Annotated in this window: 18 protein-coding genes; 15 read left to right on the top strand and 3 right to left on the bottom strand. The window is 62.9% G+C overall.

Translation table 11 applies throughout. The features are described 5' to 3' along the window. Nucleotides 1–109: 109 nt before the first annotated feature. The 5 genes from BM234_RS00735 to BM234_RS00715 all read left to right on the top strand — a co-directional run bounded on the left by BM234_RS00735 (nucleotide 110) and on the right by BM234_RS00715 (nucleotide 6,127). The gene (locus BM234_RS00735; protein WP_092059666.1) at nucleotides 110–2,239 is read left to right on the top strand and encodes a ParB/RepB/Spo0J family partition protein; all 2,130 of its coding nucleotides are present in this window, start codon (nucleotides 110–112) and stop codon (nucleotides 2,237–2,239) included. Between the two features lie 100 nt (nucleotides 2,240–2,339). Next, nucleotides 2,340–3,383 carry a DUF7146 domain-containing protein gene (locus BM234_RS00730; protein WP_092059664.1) on the top strand — a complete coding sequence of 348 codons (1,044 nt, stop codon included), beginning with the start codon at nucleotides 2,340–2,342 and terminating at the stop codon, nucleotides 3,381–3,383. A 251-nt stretch (nucleotides 3,384–3,634) separates the two neighbouring features. Next, on the top strand, nucleotides 3,635–4,561 hold the full coding sequence (locus BM234_RS00725) for a DUF2493 domain-containing protein (RefSeq protein ID WP_092059662.1): 927 nt from the start codon (nucleotides 3,635–3,637) through the stop codon (nucleotides 4,559–4,561). A 117-nt stretch (nucleotides 4,562–4,678) separates the two neighbouring features. Next, entirely contained in the window at nucleotides 4,679–5,131 is a 453-nt protein-coding gene (locus BM234_RS00720; protein WP_175501167.1) for a hypothetical protein, read from the top strand. A 657-nt stretch (nucleotides 5,132–5,788) separates the two neighbouring features. Then, nucleotides 5,789–6,127, top strand: a complete 339-nt coding sequence (locus BM234_RS00715; RefSeq protein ID WP_021100681.1) for a DUF736 domain-containing protein — start codon at nucleotides 5,789–5,791, stop codon at nucleotides 6,125–6,127. A 220-nt stretch (nucleotides 6,128–6,347) separates the two neighbouring features. Here BM234_RS00715 and BM234_RS00710 read toward each other — a convergent pair whose 3' ends face one another. Beyond that, nucleotides 6,348–7,256 carry a reverse transcriptase family protein gene (locus BM234_RS00710; protein WP_092059660.1) on the bottom strand — a complete coding sequence of 303 codons (909 nt, stop codon included), beginning with the start codon at nucleotides 7,254–7,256 and terminating at the stop codon, nucleotides 6,348–6,350. Beyond that, the gene (locus BM234_RS00705; protein ID WP_092059658.1) at nucleotides 7,253–7,561 is read right to left on the bottom strand and encodes a helix-turn-helix domain-containing protein; all 309 of its coding nucleotides are present in this window, start codon (nucleotides 7,559–7,561) and stop codon (nucleotides 7,253–7,255) included. Before BM234_RS00705 ends, BM234_RS00710 begins: the two co-directional genes overlap by 4 nt. A 722-nt stretch (nucleotides 7,562–8,283) precedes the next feature. Here BM234_RS00705 and BM234_RS00700 point away from each other — a divergent pair. Genes BM234_RS00700 through BM234_RS00690 form a run of 3 tightly spaced genes read left to right on the top strand, consistent with a single transcriptional unit; the run spans nucleotide 8,284 to nucleotide 10,107 of the window. Next, nucleotides 8,284–8,553 carry a hypothetical protein gene (locus BM234_RS00700; protein WP_092059657.1) on the top strand — a complete coding sequence of 90 codons (270 nt, stop codon included), beginning with the start codon at nucleotides 8,284–8,286 and terminating at the stop codon, nucleotides 8,551–8,553. Next, the gene (locus BM234_RS00695; protein WP_092059655.1) at nucleotides 8,550–8,867 is read left to right on the top strand and encodes a type II toxin-antitoxin system RelE/ParE family toxin; all 318 of its coding nucleotides are present in this window, start codon (nucleotides 8,550–8,552) and stop codon (nucleotides 8,865–8,867) included. The genes BM234_RS00700 and BM234_RS00695 overlap by 4 nt, the downstream gene beginning before the upstream one ends. A 4-nt stretch (nucleotides 8,868–8,871) precedes the next feature. Then, nucleotides 8,872–10,107, top strand: a complete 1,236-nt coding sequence (locus tag BM234_RS00690) for a hypothetical protein (RefSeq protein ID WP_092059653.1) — start codon at nucleotides 8,872–8,874, stop codon at nucleotides 10,105–10,107. Nucleotides 10,108–10,233: 126 nt separating this feature from the next. Here the strand turns inward: BM234_RS00690 and BM234_RS00685 are convergent, their stop codons facing one another. Then, complete coding sequence (locus tag BM234_RS00685) at nucleotides 10,234–10,455, bottom strand: helix-turn-helix domain-containing protein (protein ID WP_092059651.1); 222 nt, start codon at nucleotides 10,453–10,455, stop codon at nucleotides 10,234–10,236. 140 nt (nucleotides 10,456–10,595) lie between these two features. Here BM234_RS00685 and BM234_RS00680 point away from each other — a divergent pair, with 140 nt between their 5' ends. The 7 genes from BM234_RS00680 to BM234_RS00655 all read left to right on the top strand — a co-directional run bounded on the left by BM234_RS00680 (nucleotide 10,596) and on the right by BM234_RS00655 (nucleotide 13,878). Continuing rightward, nucleotides 10,596–10,868 (top strand): DNA -binding domain-containing protein, encoded by a 273-nt coding sequence (locus tag BM234_RS00680; protein ID WP_092059649.1) that lies wholly within the window; start codon nucleotides 10,596–10,598, stop codon nucleotides 10,866–10,868. 129 nt (nucleotides 10,869–10,997) lie between these two features. Next, nucleotides 10,998–11,168 carry a transcriptional regulator domain-containing protein gene (locus BM234_RS17390; RefSeq protein WP_175501166.1) on the top strand — a complete coding sequence of 57 codons (171 nt, stop codon included), beginning with the start codon at nucleotides 10,998–11,000 and terminating at the stop codon, nucleotides 11,166–11,168. Between the two features lie 73 nt (nucleotides 11,169–11,241). Then, nucleotides 11,242–11,742 carry a DUF2285 domain-containing protein gene (locus BM234_RS00675; RefSeq protein ID WP_139226752.1) on the top strand — a complete coding sequence of 167 codons (501 nt, stop codon included), beginning with the start codon at nucleotides 11,242–11,244 and terminating at the stop codon, nucleotides 11,740–11,742. Between the two features lie 176 nt (nucleotides 11,743–11,918). After that, nucleotides 11,919–12,200, top strand: coding sequence for a helix-turn-helix transcriptional regulator (locus BM234_RS00670; protein WP_092059645.1), 282 nt, complete (start codon nucleotides 11,919–11,921; stop codon nucleotides 12,198–12,200). Between the two features lie 4 nt (nucleotides 12,201–12,204). Next, nucleotides 12,205–12,663 (top strand): DUF2840 domain-containing protein, encoded by a 459-nt coding sequence (locus tag BM234_RS00665; RefSeq protein WP_092059643.1) that lies wholly within the window; start codon nucleotides 12,205–12,207, stop codon nucleotides 12,661–12,663. Beyond that, the gene (locus BM234_RS00660) at nucleotides 12,660–13,181 is read left to right on the top strand and encodes a S26 family signal peptidase (RefSeq protein ID WP_092059642.1); all 522 of its coding nucleotides are present in this window, start codon (nucleotides 12,660–12,662) and stop codon (nucleotides 13,179–13,181) included. Before BM234_RS00665 ends, BM234_RS00660 begins: the two co-directional genes overlap by 4 nt. After that, nucleotides 13,174–13,878 (top strand): lytic transglycosylase domain-containing protein, encoded by a 705-nt coding sequence (locus tag BM234_RS00655; RefSeq protein WP_245752418.1) that lies wholly within the window; start codon nucleotides 13,174–13,176, stop codon nucleotides 13,876–13,878. The genes BM234_RS00660 and BM234_RS00655 overlap by 8 nt, the downstream gene beginning before the upstream one ends. Nucleotides 13,879–14,088: the final 210 nt, after the last annotated feature.

Raw genomic sequence — 14,088 nt, 5'->3', positions numbered from 1 at the left:
ACATATTGCTAGAAGAGGCGATTGAGAGTGAGAGAGGTGCCGGGTTTTCCATGACGGGTTTGGAGGTCGGGAGAGAGGCTCCCGGCTGGCCTGTCGCGGAGATATCCCGATGACGAAGCAACAGAAAATCACCCTCAGCGCCTCGCGCGACATCCCTTTCAACAAGCTGATGCTCAGCCAGTCGAACGTGCGCCACGTCAAGGCCGGCGTGTCGATCGAGGAACTGGCCGAGGACATCGCGCGGCGGACGCTGCTTAGTTCCATCACCGTGCGGCCCGTGCTGGACGAGAGCGGTGCCGAGACCGGCATGTACACGATCCCCGCGGGCGGGCGGCGGTTCCGGGCGCTGGAGGTGCTCGTGAAGCAGAAGCGCATGAACAAGACCGCGCTGGTGCCCTGCATCGTCCGCACCGACGGGCTCGCCGAGGAGGACAGCCTCGCTGAGAACGTCCAGCGCGCGCCGCTGCACCCGCTCGACCAGTTCCGCGCCTTCCAGGCAATGCGCGAGAAAGGCCGCTCCGAGGAGGAGATCGCCGCGGCCTTCTTCGTCTCGGCCAGCGTGGTCAAGCAGCGGCTGAAGCTTGCCGCGGTCGCGCCCTCGCTGCTCGACGCCTATGCCGAGGAGGATATGACGCTCGACCAGCTCATGGCCTTCACGGTCAATCCCGATCATGCGCGGCAGGAGCAGGTCTGGGAGGCGCTGCAGCGGCACTATTCGCGGCAGCCCTACGAGATCCGCCGCATGCTGACCGAGGGCGCGGTGCGGGCCTCGGACAAGCGGGCGCAATTCGTCGGGACGGGCGATTACGTCGAGGCCGGGGGCGAAATCCTGCGCGACCTATTTCAGCAGGACGACGGCGGCTGGCTGCAGGATGCCGCCCTTCTGGACGTCATGGTGCGCGAGAAACTGGCCGAGGAGGCCGAAGCGATCCGTGCCGAGGGCTGGAAATGGCTCGAGGTCGACACCGAGTTCCCCTATGGCCACACCTTCGGGATGCGCCGGGTTCATGGCGAGGCGGTGCCGACGAGCGACAAGGAGGCTGGCACCTACCAAGCGCTTAAGGCCGAATACGACGCGCTCGAGGCCGAGCATGCAGAGGCCGACGAGCTGCCCGAGGACGTCGATGCCCGGTTGGGCGAGATCGAAGAGGCGATGGAGGCACTCGAGGCGCGTCCGATCTGCTATGAGGCAGAAGACCTTGCGCTGGCAGGAGCCTTCGTCAGCATCGACAGTTCCGGGCGGCTGCGGGTCGAACGGGGCTATGTGCGGCCCGAAGACGAGCCGGTCGACGAGGTGGAGAACACCGGCGAGGTCGCACCGGAAGCGGCGCCGCTCGAGGACGCTGATGACACCGTCGTTTCTGCCGCGGACGAGGAGGAAGAGGACGACGGCCTCAAGCCGCTCTCCGACCGCCTCGACATGGAACTGACGGCACATCGCACCCTGGCGCTGCGCAACGCGCTGGCCCAGAATCCGCAGGTCGCCTTCCTCGCGGCCCTGCACGCGATGGTCCTGCGGCTCTTCTATCGCTACGCCGTCGACAGCTGCGTCGAGATCGAACCGCGCAACGCGGGGTTCGGGTCGCAGGTGCCGGGCCTCGGCGACACGGCCTACGCGCAAGCCATCGAGCAGCGCCACGAGACCTGGGCACGGAACCTGCCGAAGGCATCCGAGGACCTCTGGGAGGCGCTGACCGAATTCGACAGCTGCAGCTGCGAGGCACTTTTCGACCATTGCGTGGCCATGAGCGTCAATGCCGTCCACGACCCCTACCAGCGCCGACCGCGCGCCATCGCGCATGCGGATGTGCTGGCCGGGACCGTCGGGCTCGACATGGCAGAGGCGGGCTGGACGGCGACGGGCGACAGCTACCTCGGCCGCGTGACCAAGGCGCGCATCCTGGAGGCCGTGCGCGAGGCGAAGGGTGAAGACGCTGCTGAACGGATCGCCGGGCTGAAGAAGGCCGAGATGGTGACGGCAGCAGAGGACCTGCTCGTGGGCACCGGCTGGCTGCCGGACTCGCTGCGCACGCCGCCGCTGCCGGAAGCGGACGCACCGGAGATCGAGCTGATCGACGAGGCGGACCGCACCGACTATGACGGTTCCGAAGACGATCCCGACAGTGGCGAAGCGCAAACGGCGGAAGACGGCGGCGAACCGGCTATCGGCGACTCCGACCCGATGGAGGAAGATGATGCCGTCGCCGGTGACGCCTTCGCCAAGACAGCCGCCGAGTGACCTTCGAGCAGGTCGGATCTCCTTCCCCCCGAGTTCCGGCAGCCGGGGTCCGCCAGAAATGGCGGGCCCCTTTTTCTATCCACGAAAGGAGGCACAAAGCATGCACAGCCCCGCCGCCGACATCGCCCGCCGCCTTGCCGAGGACGCCGAGACCGTCTGCCGTCACTACCTCACGAACGGCCGCAAGCAAGGCCGCTACTGGATCGTTGGCGATGTGCAGAATACGCCGGGCCGCAGCCTCTACGTTCGGCTGACCGGTCCGAACTTCGGCCTTGGTGCGGCTGGCAAGTGGACCGATTCCGCAACCGGGCAGCATGGGGACCTTCTGGACCTGATCGCCCTGAACATGGGGATCACCACGCTGAGGGACACGCTGGACGAAGCGCGCCGGTTCCTCAGCCTGCCGCAGACGGACAGGCACCGCGCCGCCAATCCGCCAGCATCTCGCGGTTCACGCGAGGCGGCGCGGCGGCTCTGGGCCATGGGCCAGCCGATGTCGGGCACCTTGGCAGAACGCTATCTCGCAGGGCGCGGCCTCACAGGGCTGGGACATCTCGAGAGTCTCCGGTTTCACCCGAACTGCTTTTATTGGCGCGACGATCACGCGCTGACAGACCCGCCCGAGACGTGGCCCGCCCTGCTCGCCAAGGTGACGGACCTCGATGGACGGCTCACCGGCCTGCACCGCACTTGGCTTGACCCCGCCACTGCGGACAAGGCCCCGGTCATTCCACCGCGCAAGGCGATGGGCAATCTCCTCGGCCATGGTGTTCGCATCGGCAAACCGGTCAGCGTGCTGGCCGCAGGCGAAGGGCTTGAGACCTTGCTCTCCCTGCATCTGGCCCTGCCGGAGCTGCCTGCGGTGGCGGCTTTGTCCGCCAATCATCTCGCAGCCCTGCAACTGCCCACCGGTCTTCGCCGCCTCTACATCGCCGTCGATCCCGATCCGGCAGGCCTTTCCGCCGCGGACCAACTTGCGCGTCGGGCCAGGAAGGCCGGGATCGACACGGTCCGCCTCTCCCCGCGTCTCGGCGACTTCAATGACGACCTGCGGACCGATGGCCGCGAAGAGGTCTGCGCAAACCTGCGACCGCAACTGGCGCCAGAGGATGCCGTGACCTTCCTCGACCACGCCCTCGACTGATCGGGGTCGACATCCCCGGTCAGCGCCTCCGCGATCAGAGCCACGCCTTCCGGCCTTCCGAGAGCGGGCAAAACGGAGCAGAGCCCGGACGGGCCCGCAACGGCCATGGCCGTCCTTCGCTGCGCTCCGGTTCCACCCCACCGCGCGGGCGCGACGGGGACCCCTGAGAATGCAGACCCGTCCAGCCCCCGCTTTTCCGTTGCCCGGGAAGGCCGCGAGAGGCGCGGTCTTCGACAACCGGAGACAACATCATGACCGACACACTTCTTCAAACCCGATCTCCCACCGCCGTCGTGCTCGAGGAACTGCAGCTCTACGGCTGGCGTCCCTTCACCGACGAGCCCGATCCCCGCCCCTTGCCGGAGCCCGACGCCATTCGCACCGCCGTCGTCGACATTTTCGACGCGCTCGTCTCGACGCTGTCCGACACGAGGCTGGAACCCGACCTCGAAGATCTGCTCTGGTCCACCACGAACCTGTTTCACCGCATGGCGACGCGGACAGGCCGGGATCTCGACAGCAACGAACAGGCGCAGAGGCGGTCGCAACGCGAGCAGGACGGCTCCGAGGTCCGCTCGGTCGAACTGGAAACCCTGATCGCGGAGGGCATCACACTCGTCGAGCGGCGCAATGCCTTTGAGGCCATGCGCGACCTCGCCGCCGAGGGCTTCGAGGCCCATCTCGGCCAAACGTGGCACCCGCGCGCGGGCAGCCACGTGAATCGCCGCACCCTGACAGCGTCCCTAATCGACAGTCGCGATCACATCGCCGCCAAGCGCCGGGCCGATCTGGAACCGCTCCTGCCGCAAGGGACCAAAATCGCTTTCACCGGCGGGCTCGACTGCAACGATCACTCAGCAATTTGGGCAGCGCTCGACCGCGTCCACACGAAACACGCCGACATGGTCCTGTTGCACGGCGGCGCACCGCGCGGGGCCGAACGAATCGCCGCTGGCTGGGCCGACAACCGCGGCGTGACGCAGATCGTCTTCAAACCGAACTGGACGCGGCACGGGAAGTCGGCCCCGTTCAAGCGCAACGACCAGTTACTCGACACCCTGCCCATCGGGCTCATCGTCTTCCCGGGCTCGGGTATCACCGAAAATCTCGCCGACAAGGCCCGCACCAGGGGCATCCCCCTCTTCGATTTTCGCGCCAAGACCGTCTCGACGGCATGACCGGATTTCCGCCGACGCCCGCCCCGGACCCTCCCGGGGTGGGCCGTTTTCTGCTATGATCTGCGTGTGCCAATGGAGGTGGTGGCGGCGCAATCCTTGTTCGAAAAGGAAAGCTACATGTTTGCATCCACCCTCTTCACCGTTGTCGGCCTCGGCGCATTGTGCTGGCTCGTCTTCAACCTCGCCGTCTATGCCCTGCCCTTCGCGGTCGGGTTGACAACCGGCCTGTACCTCCATGAGGCGGGTCAGGGTGTCTTGCTGTCCCTGATTGCGGGCCTGTTCGTCGGAGGCTTTATCACAGCGCTTGGCGAATTCGCCTTTGACCGCATCCGTTGGCCTCCCCTTAAACTCGCCGTCGGTCTGATTTACGCCATCCCCGCCGGGATCGCCGGGTTTCATGCGGCAAAGGGTCTTGCCGAATTCGGCAGTGCGGGCGCTGGGACCACCACCTTCTTGTCCTGGCTGGGCGCGCTCATAATCGGCGGGACAGCTTGGGCGCGGGTGTCGGGCTGGTCCGAGGTCAACGCCATGTCCGAACCACACCCGCACAGGTCTTTCGACGAACACTGAACGCCCTGTGAAGCTTGCGCCGGTGAGTGCCGTCCGCCACATCGTCAGCCTGCGCAGCAACCGATTGCTGCAAAAGGTCTCGATCCTCGCCGTCACCGCAGCGTTGCGTTTGGGCAGGATCGGCTGAGCAAAGCCAGATCGCCGAAACCCGCGTTGTGGCGCGTGGCCCCGGTCGCGCGTGCACCTGGATCACCGGCAGACCGAACATCACGGCAGACAAAGACAGACACGGCGAGAGGGGGCAATCCCGGAGTAGCGAGGTACGTCCGGGACATGCACCGTCCCGCCTGCACGCCAAAACCTGTCGTTGCACGACGCATGCTGCCGGGATCTTGCGCGGTCCAGAGGCAGCCTGTCATCCCCTCTTCTATGGCATGACGCCACGCGTCCCTTGCGGGCCTCTCAGCGGCTGATCTGACCGGGATCGGCTGACGCCTCGACCGCCTTGGCCGCAACGGCCGGTCCGGACTTTCTTCCCCTGGCGCCCCCGAAAAGTATCGGGTCCGCCATTCCTCGCGGAGCAAGAAAGACCGGCCTTGCCGTCCTCCGCTGGCGCTGCGGGCCACAGGGGCTGCGTCGGCGGATCGCCCCGGTCCTGACGATCGCCATCGAGGCCGCGAAGGGCGCGGGCTCGAACAAGCCAAAAGGAGATATGACATGGCCACCATCGGAACCTTCAAGAAGACCGGCAGCGAATACGTCGGCGAAATCGTCACCCTGAGCGTTCAGGCGAAAGCCGTCCGCATCGTCCCCGAGGACAGCACCCCGAACGACAACGCCCCCTCCCACCGCGTCTTCGTCGGTCGTGCCGAGATCGGCGCCGCCTGGTCCAAGCGCTCGACCGAGGGCCGCGACTACCTGAGCCTCAAGCTCGACGACCCGAGCTTCACCCAGCCGATCTACGCCAACCTCTTCGACGACACGGTGATCGAAGGGGGCGAAGAGACCTTCAGCCTCATCTGGTCGCGCCCCAACACCCGCCGCAATGGCGACTGACAGCAGACCGCCCCGCCCGGGATCACCGGGCGGGGCGAACTCATTGGCGCGCGACGGACGATTGTACGCCGTCCGGACTTGCTTGCTTGCTAGCGAAATGCTTAGCATGTTGCGAACATCAAACCGGAACGTTTGCCCTGCCGTGACTTCCCTGACGCTGCCATATGTCAGAGGAGTAGCATAAACATGGCAGGGATAAATGAACTGGGCTAACGACGATTCAACTGATTATACGCTGCAAGCTGTCACGCTCAGCGGCCATGGCTTCGGCCTTTGAACGCCAAGCAGGATCAATCTGACTAGCCTCAAACAGACGCCCAGTTAGGCGCCTGGCGACGACAAGCTTTTCACGACCGTTTGGCAAAGAGTCGAAGGTTGCCAAGTCATCCGCTATACCCCTTTGCCGCTTATTGGGCAGCTTCATACCCTCTTTGGTGACGGCAACCCCGGTGATGATCCTAGGCTGTCCGGGCCGGAACAACTTGGTCTTGTGGCCATACAGCCGGTAGGAAGCAAACACCTTCCTTGCTGCGTATAGGAGGCCCCTAGTCGCACCTGTTCCTGTGAACACGACATCATCGACATACACGGTCATGATGCATCCGTTTGCTTTGGCTAGCGCAGCCAAAGCCTCGAACATGTCCTCATAGGCAAAGTATGATAGGATTGGGCTTGAACTGCTTCCCGTTGGCAGGTGTCCGTCAACTGTGAGTAATTTGGTCAATATACCCGCGACGTCGCCAGTACAAAGCATACGGTCTAGAAAGAAGTGATGTACTGCCTGTGATCTGACAGACGGGTAGAATTTCCGAACGTCAATTTTCACGCAGCCGGTGCCCACAGAATGCCCGCTGGCATTAGTGATGTAGGACTTACCCTTGATCGCAGAATGGAGGTAATCTGGAGTTTCCATTTTGGCCAAAAGCGCGGCCACTCGCTTATGAATCTTGTCTAGCTTTGGCTTAGGCTCTTGGATTGGTCGCCCGGTTTTCTTATCCGTCCATCTTTTGTAATTGTCCGAGGCGGCGCAAAGTTCATTCAACTCATCAAGCGTCACCCGCAACCGATCCGCCAGCATTTGTGGGCTGGTGATCTTGTAGAAAATGGACTGGTTGCGGGGATAGCTCAACGCTCGGCGCTCCTGTAGTCAGAAATGGTGGACACCCAATCCAGCATTTTCACTGCCTTGTCGGCAACAAACACTCTGACGTTTTCGGCTTTGCCAGCGCCTTCCACCTTTTCCGCAAAGAGAAGCAGCGAAGACATCGGAATGTCAAAAGCATCGGAGTATTTTTGAAGTGTGGCCATGGAGACGTTTTTGTCACCTTTTTCGATTTCAGACACGTAGGATTTTGACAGGCCCAAGCGCTCCGCGGCATCCACCTGTGATAGGTCGTGATAGACCCTCACAAGGCGCAGGGCTTTATTTAGCATTTTCTCCCTCCAAACAATGAACACCTAGGGGCCGTCGAAGAAGAACCGCGTCAGTTTCACGATGGCTTTTACCATCCAAAACGCAGCCAGTAGCAGCGACCTGTTCCGAAAAACACGCCGATACCAACGACGGACCCGTTGCCCGGTGTTCAGGGGCTTCTTGGGATCAGTATTTCCCATTTCAGCATCCTCCTGGGCATCACCACCGGACCATCCGGTGGCTGTGCGCCGACCCCAAGAGGCAAAGTGGGCAAACGGTAACCCCCAGGTATCCCCGTGCCGCAACGTGCGCTGCGGCCTTAAGTCGGAAGTCGTCGCCGATCGCATCTGTCGCTCGCGATCGCCGCCGCCCCCAAAGTGGGTAGAGGCCGAAGCCTCCTCGACCGGAAAACCGGTCAGCCTGTGGCGCTATCCTTCGCCTGAACACTGAATTCTTTATATCAGTGTCAAATCGCCAGAGCAAGCCTAAAGTTCGCTTCTAGCGATTTTAGTCCGCTTTTGGCAGGGCGTCACTACAACATATTGTAGATATGTCGGTCGCATCGCATCTATTCTCGTTGCAGTCCGAGCTCAGTATGAAGTTGCCGAACCTCCATCACTCGCATTTGCAAAATCCTCCAGTCAGCCTCCCATTGAAAGCGGCAATCTGCTCTAGGCATCTCCATTAGTTGTATACCCACGCCGCTTCGCATATATGACTAAGTCATACTCCGGAGGCTTCCATGACCGTCAAAACAACTCTCAGCTTCACCGACCGCCACCACCGGTTCCTGACCGACAAGGTGGGCCAAGGCGTCTTCGCCTCGCAGAGCGCGGCTGTGGCGGCGGCGCTGGAACAGATGATCCGCGATGAAGAAGAGCGCGAGCTGACTCTTGGTGCCATGGCTGATGAGATCCGCGCGCGGCTCGACACGCCGCGCGCCGATTATGTCCCGGGTGAAAACGCCTTTGCTACCGCGCGGGCCCGGCTGCAGGCCGCGCGCGAGGCGTGAGCTATCGCATCCGCTTCCATCCGGCGGTCGCGGATGATCTCGACGCGATCACACGCTGGCTGATCGACTATGCCGGCCCACAATCCGCCGCGCGCCGACTGGACGAGATCGAGGCAACCATCGCCAGCCTTACCGATCTGCCGCACGAGGGCAGCCGCCGGGACAAGATCGCCCCCGGGCTGCGCGCCATCCCTGCAGGCCGCAAGGCCGTGATCGCCTTCACCGTCGACGATGATGCCCGCGAGGTTCATATCCACGCCGTAACCTATGCCGGAGCCGACTGGATCACGCGCAGCAAAGCGCGCGGGAGGTAGCAGGATGGCACGCAAACCTGTCCACAAATGGGCCTTCAAACCCGGCATGCGCGCGAGCGCTTTCGGATGGCGCGGCTCCGCCAAGGCGACCCAGCGGTTGAAATCGGCCAGCGCCGAAATCCGGGCTGTCAATCGCGCTGAGCCTGTCACGGCGGCGGACGGCGTGGTTGCATTGGCCGCGCGAATCTGGCCCGCGTTTGAGCATATCGACACCTCGTCGGGCGCGCTTGGCACCGCCGTGCGCCGCACACTTGACGACCTTGTGCCGATCCTGATCGCCGCCCCTGCCGATGAAAAGACGCGCGCAAAATGGCTGGAGCAGTTGCGCGCGGCGATCGAGGACGATGGCGTCGACTACCTCGCCCCGATCTCGGAGCGGTTCGGCGAGATCGCGGCGTACCCCTCACTCATGACCCTGCATGCCGACCGTGATCTCGCCCTGATCCATCGCGCCTGGTCGGATTGGGAGCGGTATTCCCACGTCGGCACCGCGACGCTCACGCTGTCCTGCCTGCTCGAGGCCGGACGCTATGACGAATTGTTGGCGCTCCTTGCGGTCAAGAAGACCCGGCTGTGGTTCGATGACAAATTCGGCGCCGAAGCCCTGCTTAGGCAGGATCGCGAGGATGACGCGCTCGCCTATGCCGAGGCACTTCTGGAGGGGGATCGCCAGACATGGGGCCACCACGACATCTGCCGGTTTTGCGAGGCGATCCTTGTACGGCAAGGCAAGGCAGACGAGGCCTATCGCAGGTTCGGCCCGCCCACAGCGAGCGGAAACACGTGGCTGGCGATGTGGCGCGATCTGGTCAGACGGTACCCTGACCGGGATGCCCGAGCATTACTGGAAGACCTGATCGCGCTCCACGGTCGCAAGGGCAAATGGTTCGCTGCAGCCAAGACCGCGACGTATTTCGACATTGCCCTCGACTGCGCGGCCGATCATGAGGCGGCCCCGGCCACGCTCATCCGGGCCGCCCGCGATTTCGCGATCAAGGAACCGGCCTTTGCTGCCGATCTCGCTCTGCATGCCATCAGGCATCTTCTGGCGGGCCGTGGCTATGAACCCAGCCCGTTCGACATCGACGAAGCGGTCGATCACCTGATGACCGCCAGCACACGCATCGACCGGCGGGGCTGGGCCATCGCGGCGCTTCAGCGACTGATGGAGACCACGCCCGGCGATGATCTGATGCAACGGCGTCTTGGCCAGAAGCTGACTGAACTCAGTGCTGAGTAGCGGATTGATCGCTATCGAGAAGCAGCCTGCACGGCGCGCTGGGTTCGGCCAATGCCCTGCCCTGAGCTTGCACGTTTCGACCCGAAAGCTGACTGCCCGGGCGAACGATCACGGTTTTCGGGAACGCTAATCGCCTTCAGAGCGTTCTTCGATCAGCTGTGCTGGTGCTACATCCAAATGCGCCGCGACCCGCTGTAGAGTCTGCAACGTGACATTCTGCTGGCCGCGTTCCATTGCGCTGACATGCGCGCGGTCGACATCCATAGCCGCCGCCAACGCGGCCTGTGTCAGCCCGCGCAATTGGCGGTAGTGCTTGAGATTCCTTGCAAAAACAACGCGGATGTCCATCCGCGAGTAAAGAACCTATCGCGTATTTTGGTGCGACGTATTATAATGCTCATCTTCAGTTTGACCGACCGCAATCCGACCTTGCACATGCAGTCTGATGTGCTGTTATGAGCCTTAACGCCCAACGGCGAGGGGGAATCATGTCTGCTACCGGCACCACGCCGATCGCTGATCTCGCACCACAAAGCGATGAGCTGACCGATTACGACCACGCGCATATGACGCTTTATTTGCGCCTGTTTGATGCCGCTGAAAGCGGTGCCAGCTTGCAGGAAGTCAGTGACATTTTGTTCGGTATAGATGCCGCCGAGGAGCCAGATCGTGCCAAAAAGATGTACGACAGCCACCTCGCCCGCGCCCGCTGGATGACGGAGCACGGCTATCGCAAGCTGCTCGAGGGCCGGACTGGCTGAACTTCGCCCGATCCATCCGAGATCGGCGAACACCCGCGCAGGCTGCGCAAAGCAACCGTTCTTGCCGTCGTTTTGGCGCGTCACCAAGTTATACTCATTCTATCGAAACAGCCGACGCGGAGCTTCGCCATGACCAAAGATTGGCAAGACGAAGCGGCTTACAAGCATTTCGACAGTCTCGACCTGTCCGGGCTGGCCTGGGAATGCTTGCGCCGCAATTCCGACTATCGCGCCAATTACCCGCAAATGCGGGATGGATTGAAATCACCGGCCGCATGGGGGTTGCGATTTCCCGGTTGATCCGGACATCGACGCACCCAATGCACCCGTGTTCTGGAAACCATCAATCGCCCCGGCAGCGGTCGGATATGCAGTGCCGGTCCCCGGCGGCAGCAACACCGCGCCGCATATTGATGCAGATGATCTGACCGTCATCGGAACGCAGGACGGCTTGATGTATGTGCGCCTCGCAACAGGCGCGTTGCTCGTGCTGGATCCCAATAGCCTCAAACGCCCGGTTGGGATTCTGGTTCCGCTGGACAAACATTGGGCGGCACGGCTCGACACTCTCGAAGCGCTCCGTGTGCAATTGCTGCGCCAAAAACGACATCCTCCGCCCCTGACACCGCAGCAGCGACGACGCATCCAGCTTGCACTGCGCACGGTCGATGCGCGCCGAAACAGCGCGAGCTATCAGACAATCGCACGGCATGTGTTCGGCGTGGAGGCAGTGTCGCGTGAACATTGGAAAACCAGCTCCCTGAAAGCCCAGATCACCCGACTGTCGGCCCATGGAACGCATCTGACCACCAAAGGCTATCGCTTTCTCCTTCTCGGTCGCGGTCCAACGGGGCGCTCCAAGCCGCGCAAGTGATCGCCGCGCAATGCCCGAAGTTCGAACCCTCATTGGGCCTGATCAAGTTGGCCTTTGAGGGGTGACGTTTTCGCGCCGCGATCTTCGTCATCCCTCCCCTGCGCCCTTCTCCGTTTTGATGACCTCCGACAGCCCGCGACGCGCCGTCGCGGGGCCTAGCCACCGGAGATGTTCAAATGCCCGACCCCAACGAAGGACTACCGCCCCGTTACCTCAGAACCCCGGAAGCCGCCCGTTTTCTCGGTCTGTCTGGCCGAACGCTGGAAAAACACCGGACCTACGGCACGGGCCCGCGCTACTCAAAAATCGGCGGGCGCGTCGTGTACGCGGTCGACGATCTGCAGGCCTGGGTCACACGAGGCGAGAAGACCTCTACTTCGGACGAGACCGACGATCGCGTTCTGCCCGCCAAACGCCATGCAGCCGTTTCGCCGGCCTATCTGCGGCGTGAGCGCTGAGCCGATGCAGACACTTGTCCACCTCACCTGGATCGAAGGGCGTATCGAGCGCTGGATCCGTTTTGGTCAGATGGCCGGGGAAACCATCCTGACCCGCACGGAAAAGCGCGTGGCCTTCGCTCCCGGCGCGATCTTCGCGCTCGTCCGCTGGTCGTCGAACGACCACGGCACCGTTGAAAGCCGGATCGACATTCTGCGCGCCGTCGGCGCTGGCGAGCCCTGCTCCACGGTGCCCTGTGTCACGCCAGGCGGAGAGCTTTTGCTGCGCCTCTCCGGCTGGCCCAAGGTCGAGGCGGCGCTGCGGTCCGTCGACATCGTGGAAAGCTATGGCATCGCACCGGAAGATGTCTGTCCCGATCATTGGCGGCACGTCCACAACCGCCTGACCGCGGCATTGGAGCCCCGGCCTTACACCCCTGCCCGGCATGCGGCCTGGCTCAAGCGTCGCATGGTGACGACATGAGCACGGCGGTCTCTCCCCTCCTCGCGGCCGGTTTGTCCCTTAGTCTTCTCGCAGCTGCACAGATCGACCGCACACCGCGTCTGATCTGGAATGCCTCAGCAAGCGTGCCGGTCGGACTTTACGTTGTTCGAGCGTCCAACCCGCCATCGTTGGGCAATCTCGTTGCCGTGCGCCTGCCGAAAGACCTGTCATCCGGGATGGTTGAACGCGGCTATGTCAGTGCGGATACCTTGCTGTTGAAACGCATCGCGGCCGTCTCCGGCATGACCGTCTGTCGCGATGGTCTCGATATAGCCATCGGTGGCACCGTTGTTGCCCAGGCAGTATCGGCTGACCAACAGGGCCGCCCGCTTCCTAGTTGGACGGGATGTTTGACGCTCGCTTCGGACGAGGTCTTCCTGCTCCTTGCTGGCGTCGCCGACAGCCTCGATGGACGGTATTTCGGGCCCTTGTCAGCGGACACGATCCTCGGGCGTGCCATCCCTCTTTGGACATTTGGAGGGGCGGAAGATGCGTAGTCTTGAACGCGGTCACAGCCGTCGGCACGCGGGCGTCACGACCGCGCTTGTACTGATCCTCTGCATGCCGATCACCATGGCACCGCCCGCCGTGATCGCTCAGGACCGCAGTGTTCCAGCACCTGAGCAGCAACCCATCGACATCCATATCGCAGAAGCCGCGCGCATGTTCGGCATCCCGCAGCCTTGGATCCGTGCCGTCATGGAGGTCGAGAGTGCGGGCAATCCGCGCTCGGTGAGTCACGCGGGCGCCATGGGGCTTATGCAGATCATGCCCGGTACCTGGGCCGAATTGCGTGTAGCCTATAGGCTTGGCAATGACCCTTTCGATCCACGCGACAACATCCTAGCCGGTACCGCCTATCTGCGGCAAATGTACGACCGGTTCGGGTCACCCGGCTTTCTCGCGGCCTACAATGCCGGGCCTGCGCGCTACCAAGAGCACCTTGATACCGGGCGCGCCTTGCCGCGTGAAACCCGCAATTACCTCGCCATCCTCGCGCCACTCATCGCCGATGGAACCGACGTCGCGCGGGCAGTCAGCCGCCCGCAGACGACTCAGGACTGGCGCGACGCCCCGTTGTTCGCGGCAATGGCTGAGGAGGGTCAAACCCCGGGTGATGACGCCCAACGGATTGCGTCTGACGCATCTCAGTACGGCATCTTCGTGCCTCTCAGCCGGGGGCAAACGCCATGATCCGCGGAATCGCACCATGGCGAGGTCTGGAATGCCCGGTCGCAGGAATGTGCCGGGGCGGGTCGACGCGCAGGGTTTCAACAGAAAGAGCGCGAGATAAAAGAGGTGCCGCAAGCGGGCCTCAAGCTGTTGTTTCTCTTCGAGGATTTGTGCGGCACATCCAAGCTGCATGCCGCAGGACTTCATCTAAAATGCTGATTTTGCGATATT

Source organism: Poseidonocella pacifica (assembly GCF_900111875.1).
Taxonomy (GTDB): Bacteria; Pseudomonadota; Alphaproteobacteria; order Rhodobacterales; family Rhodobacteraceae; genus Poseidonocella; species Poseidonocella pacifica.
Note: the sequence above shows the minus strand (reverse complement) of the source record. Positions and strands in the feature narration are given on the sequence as shown.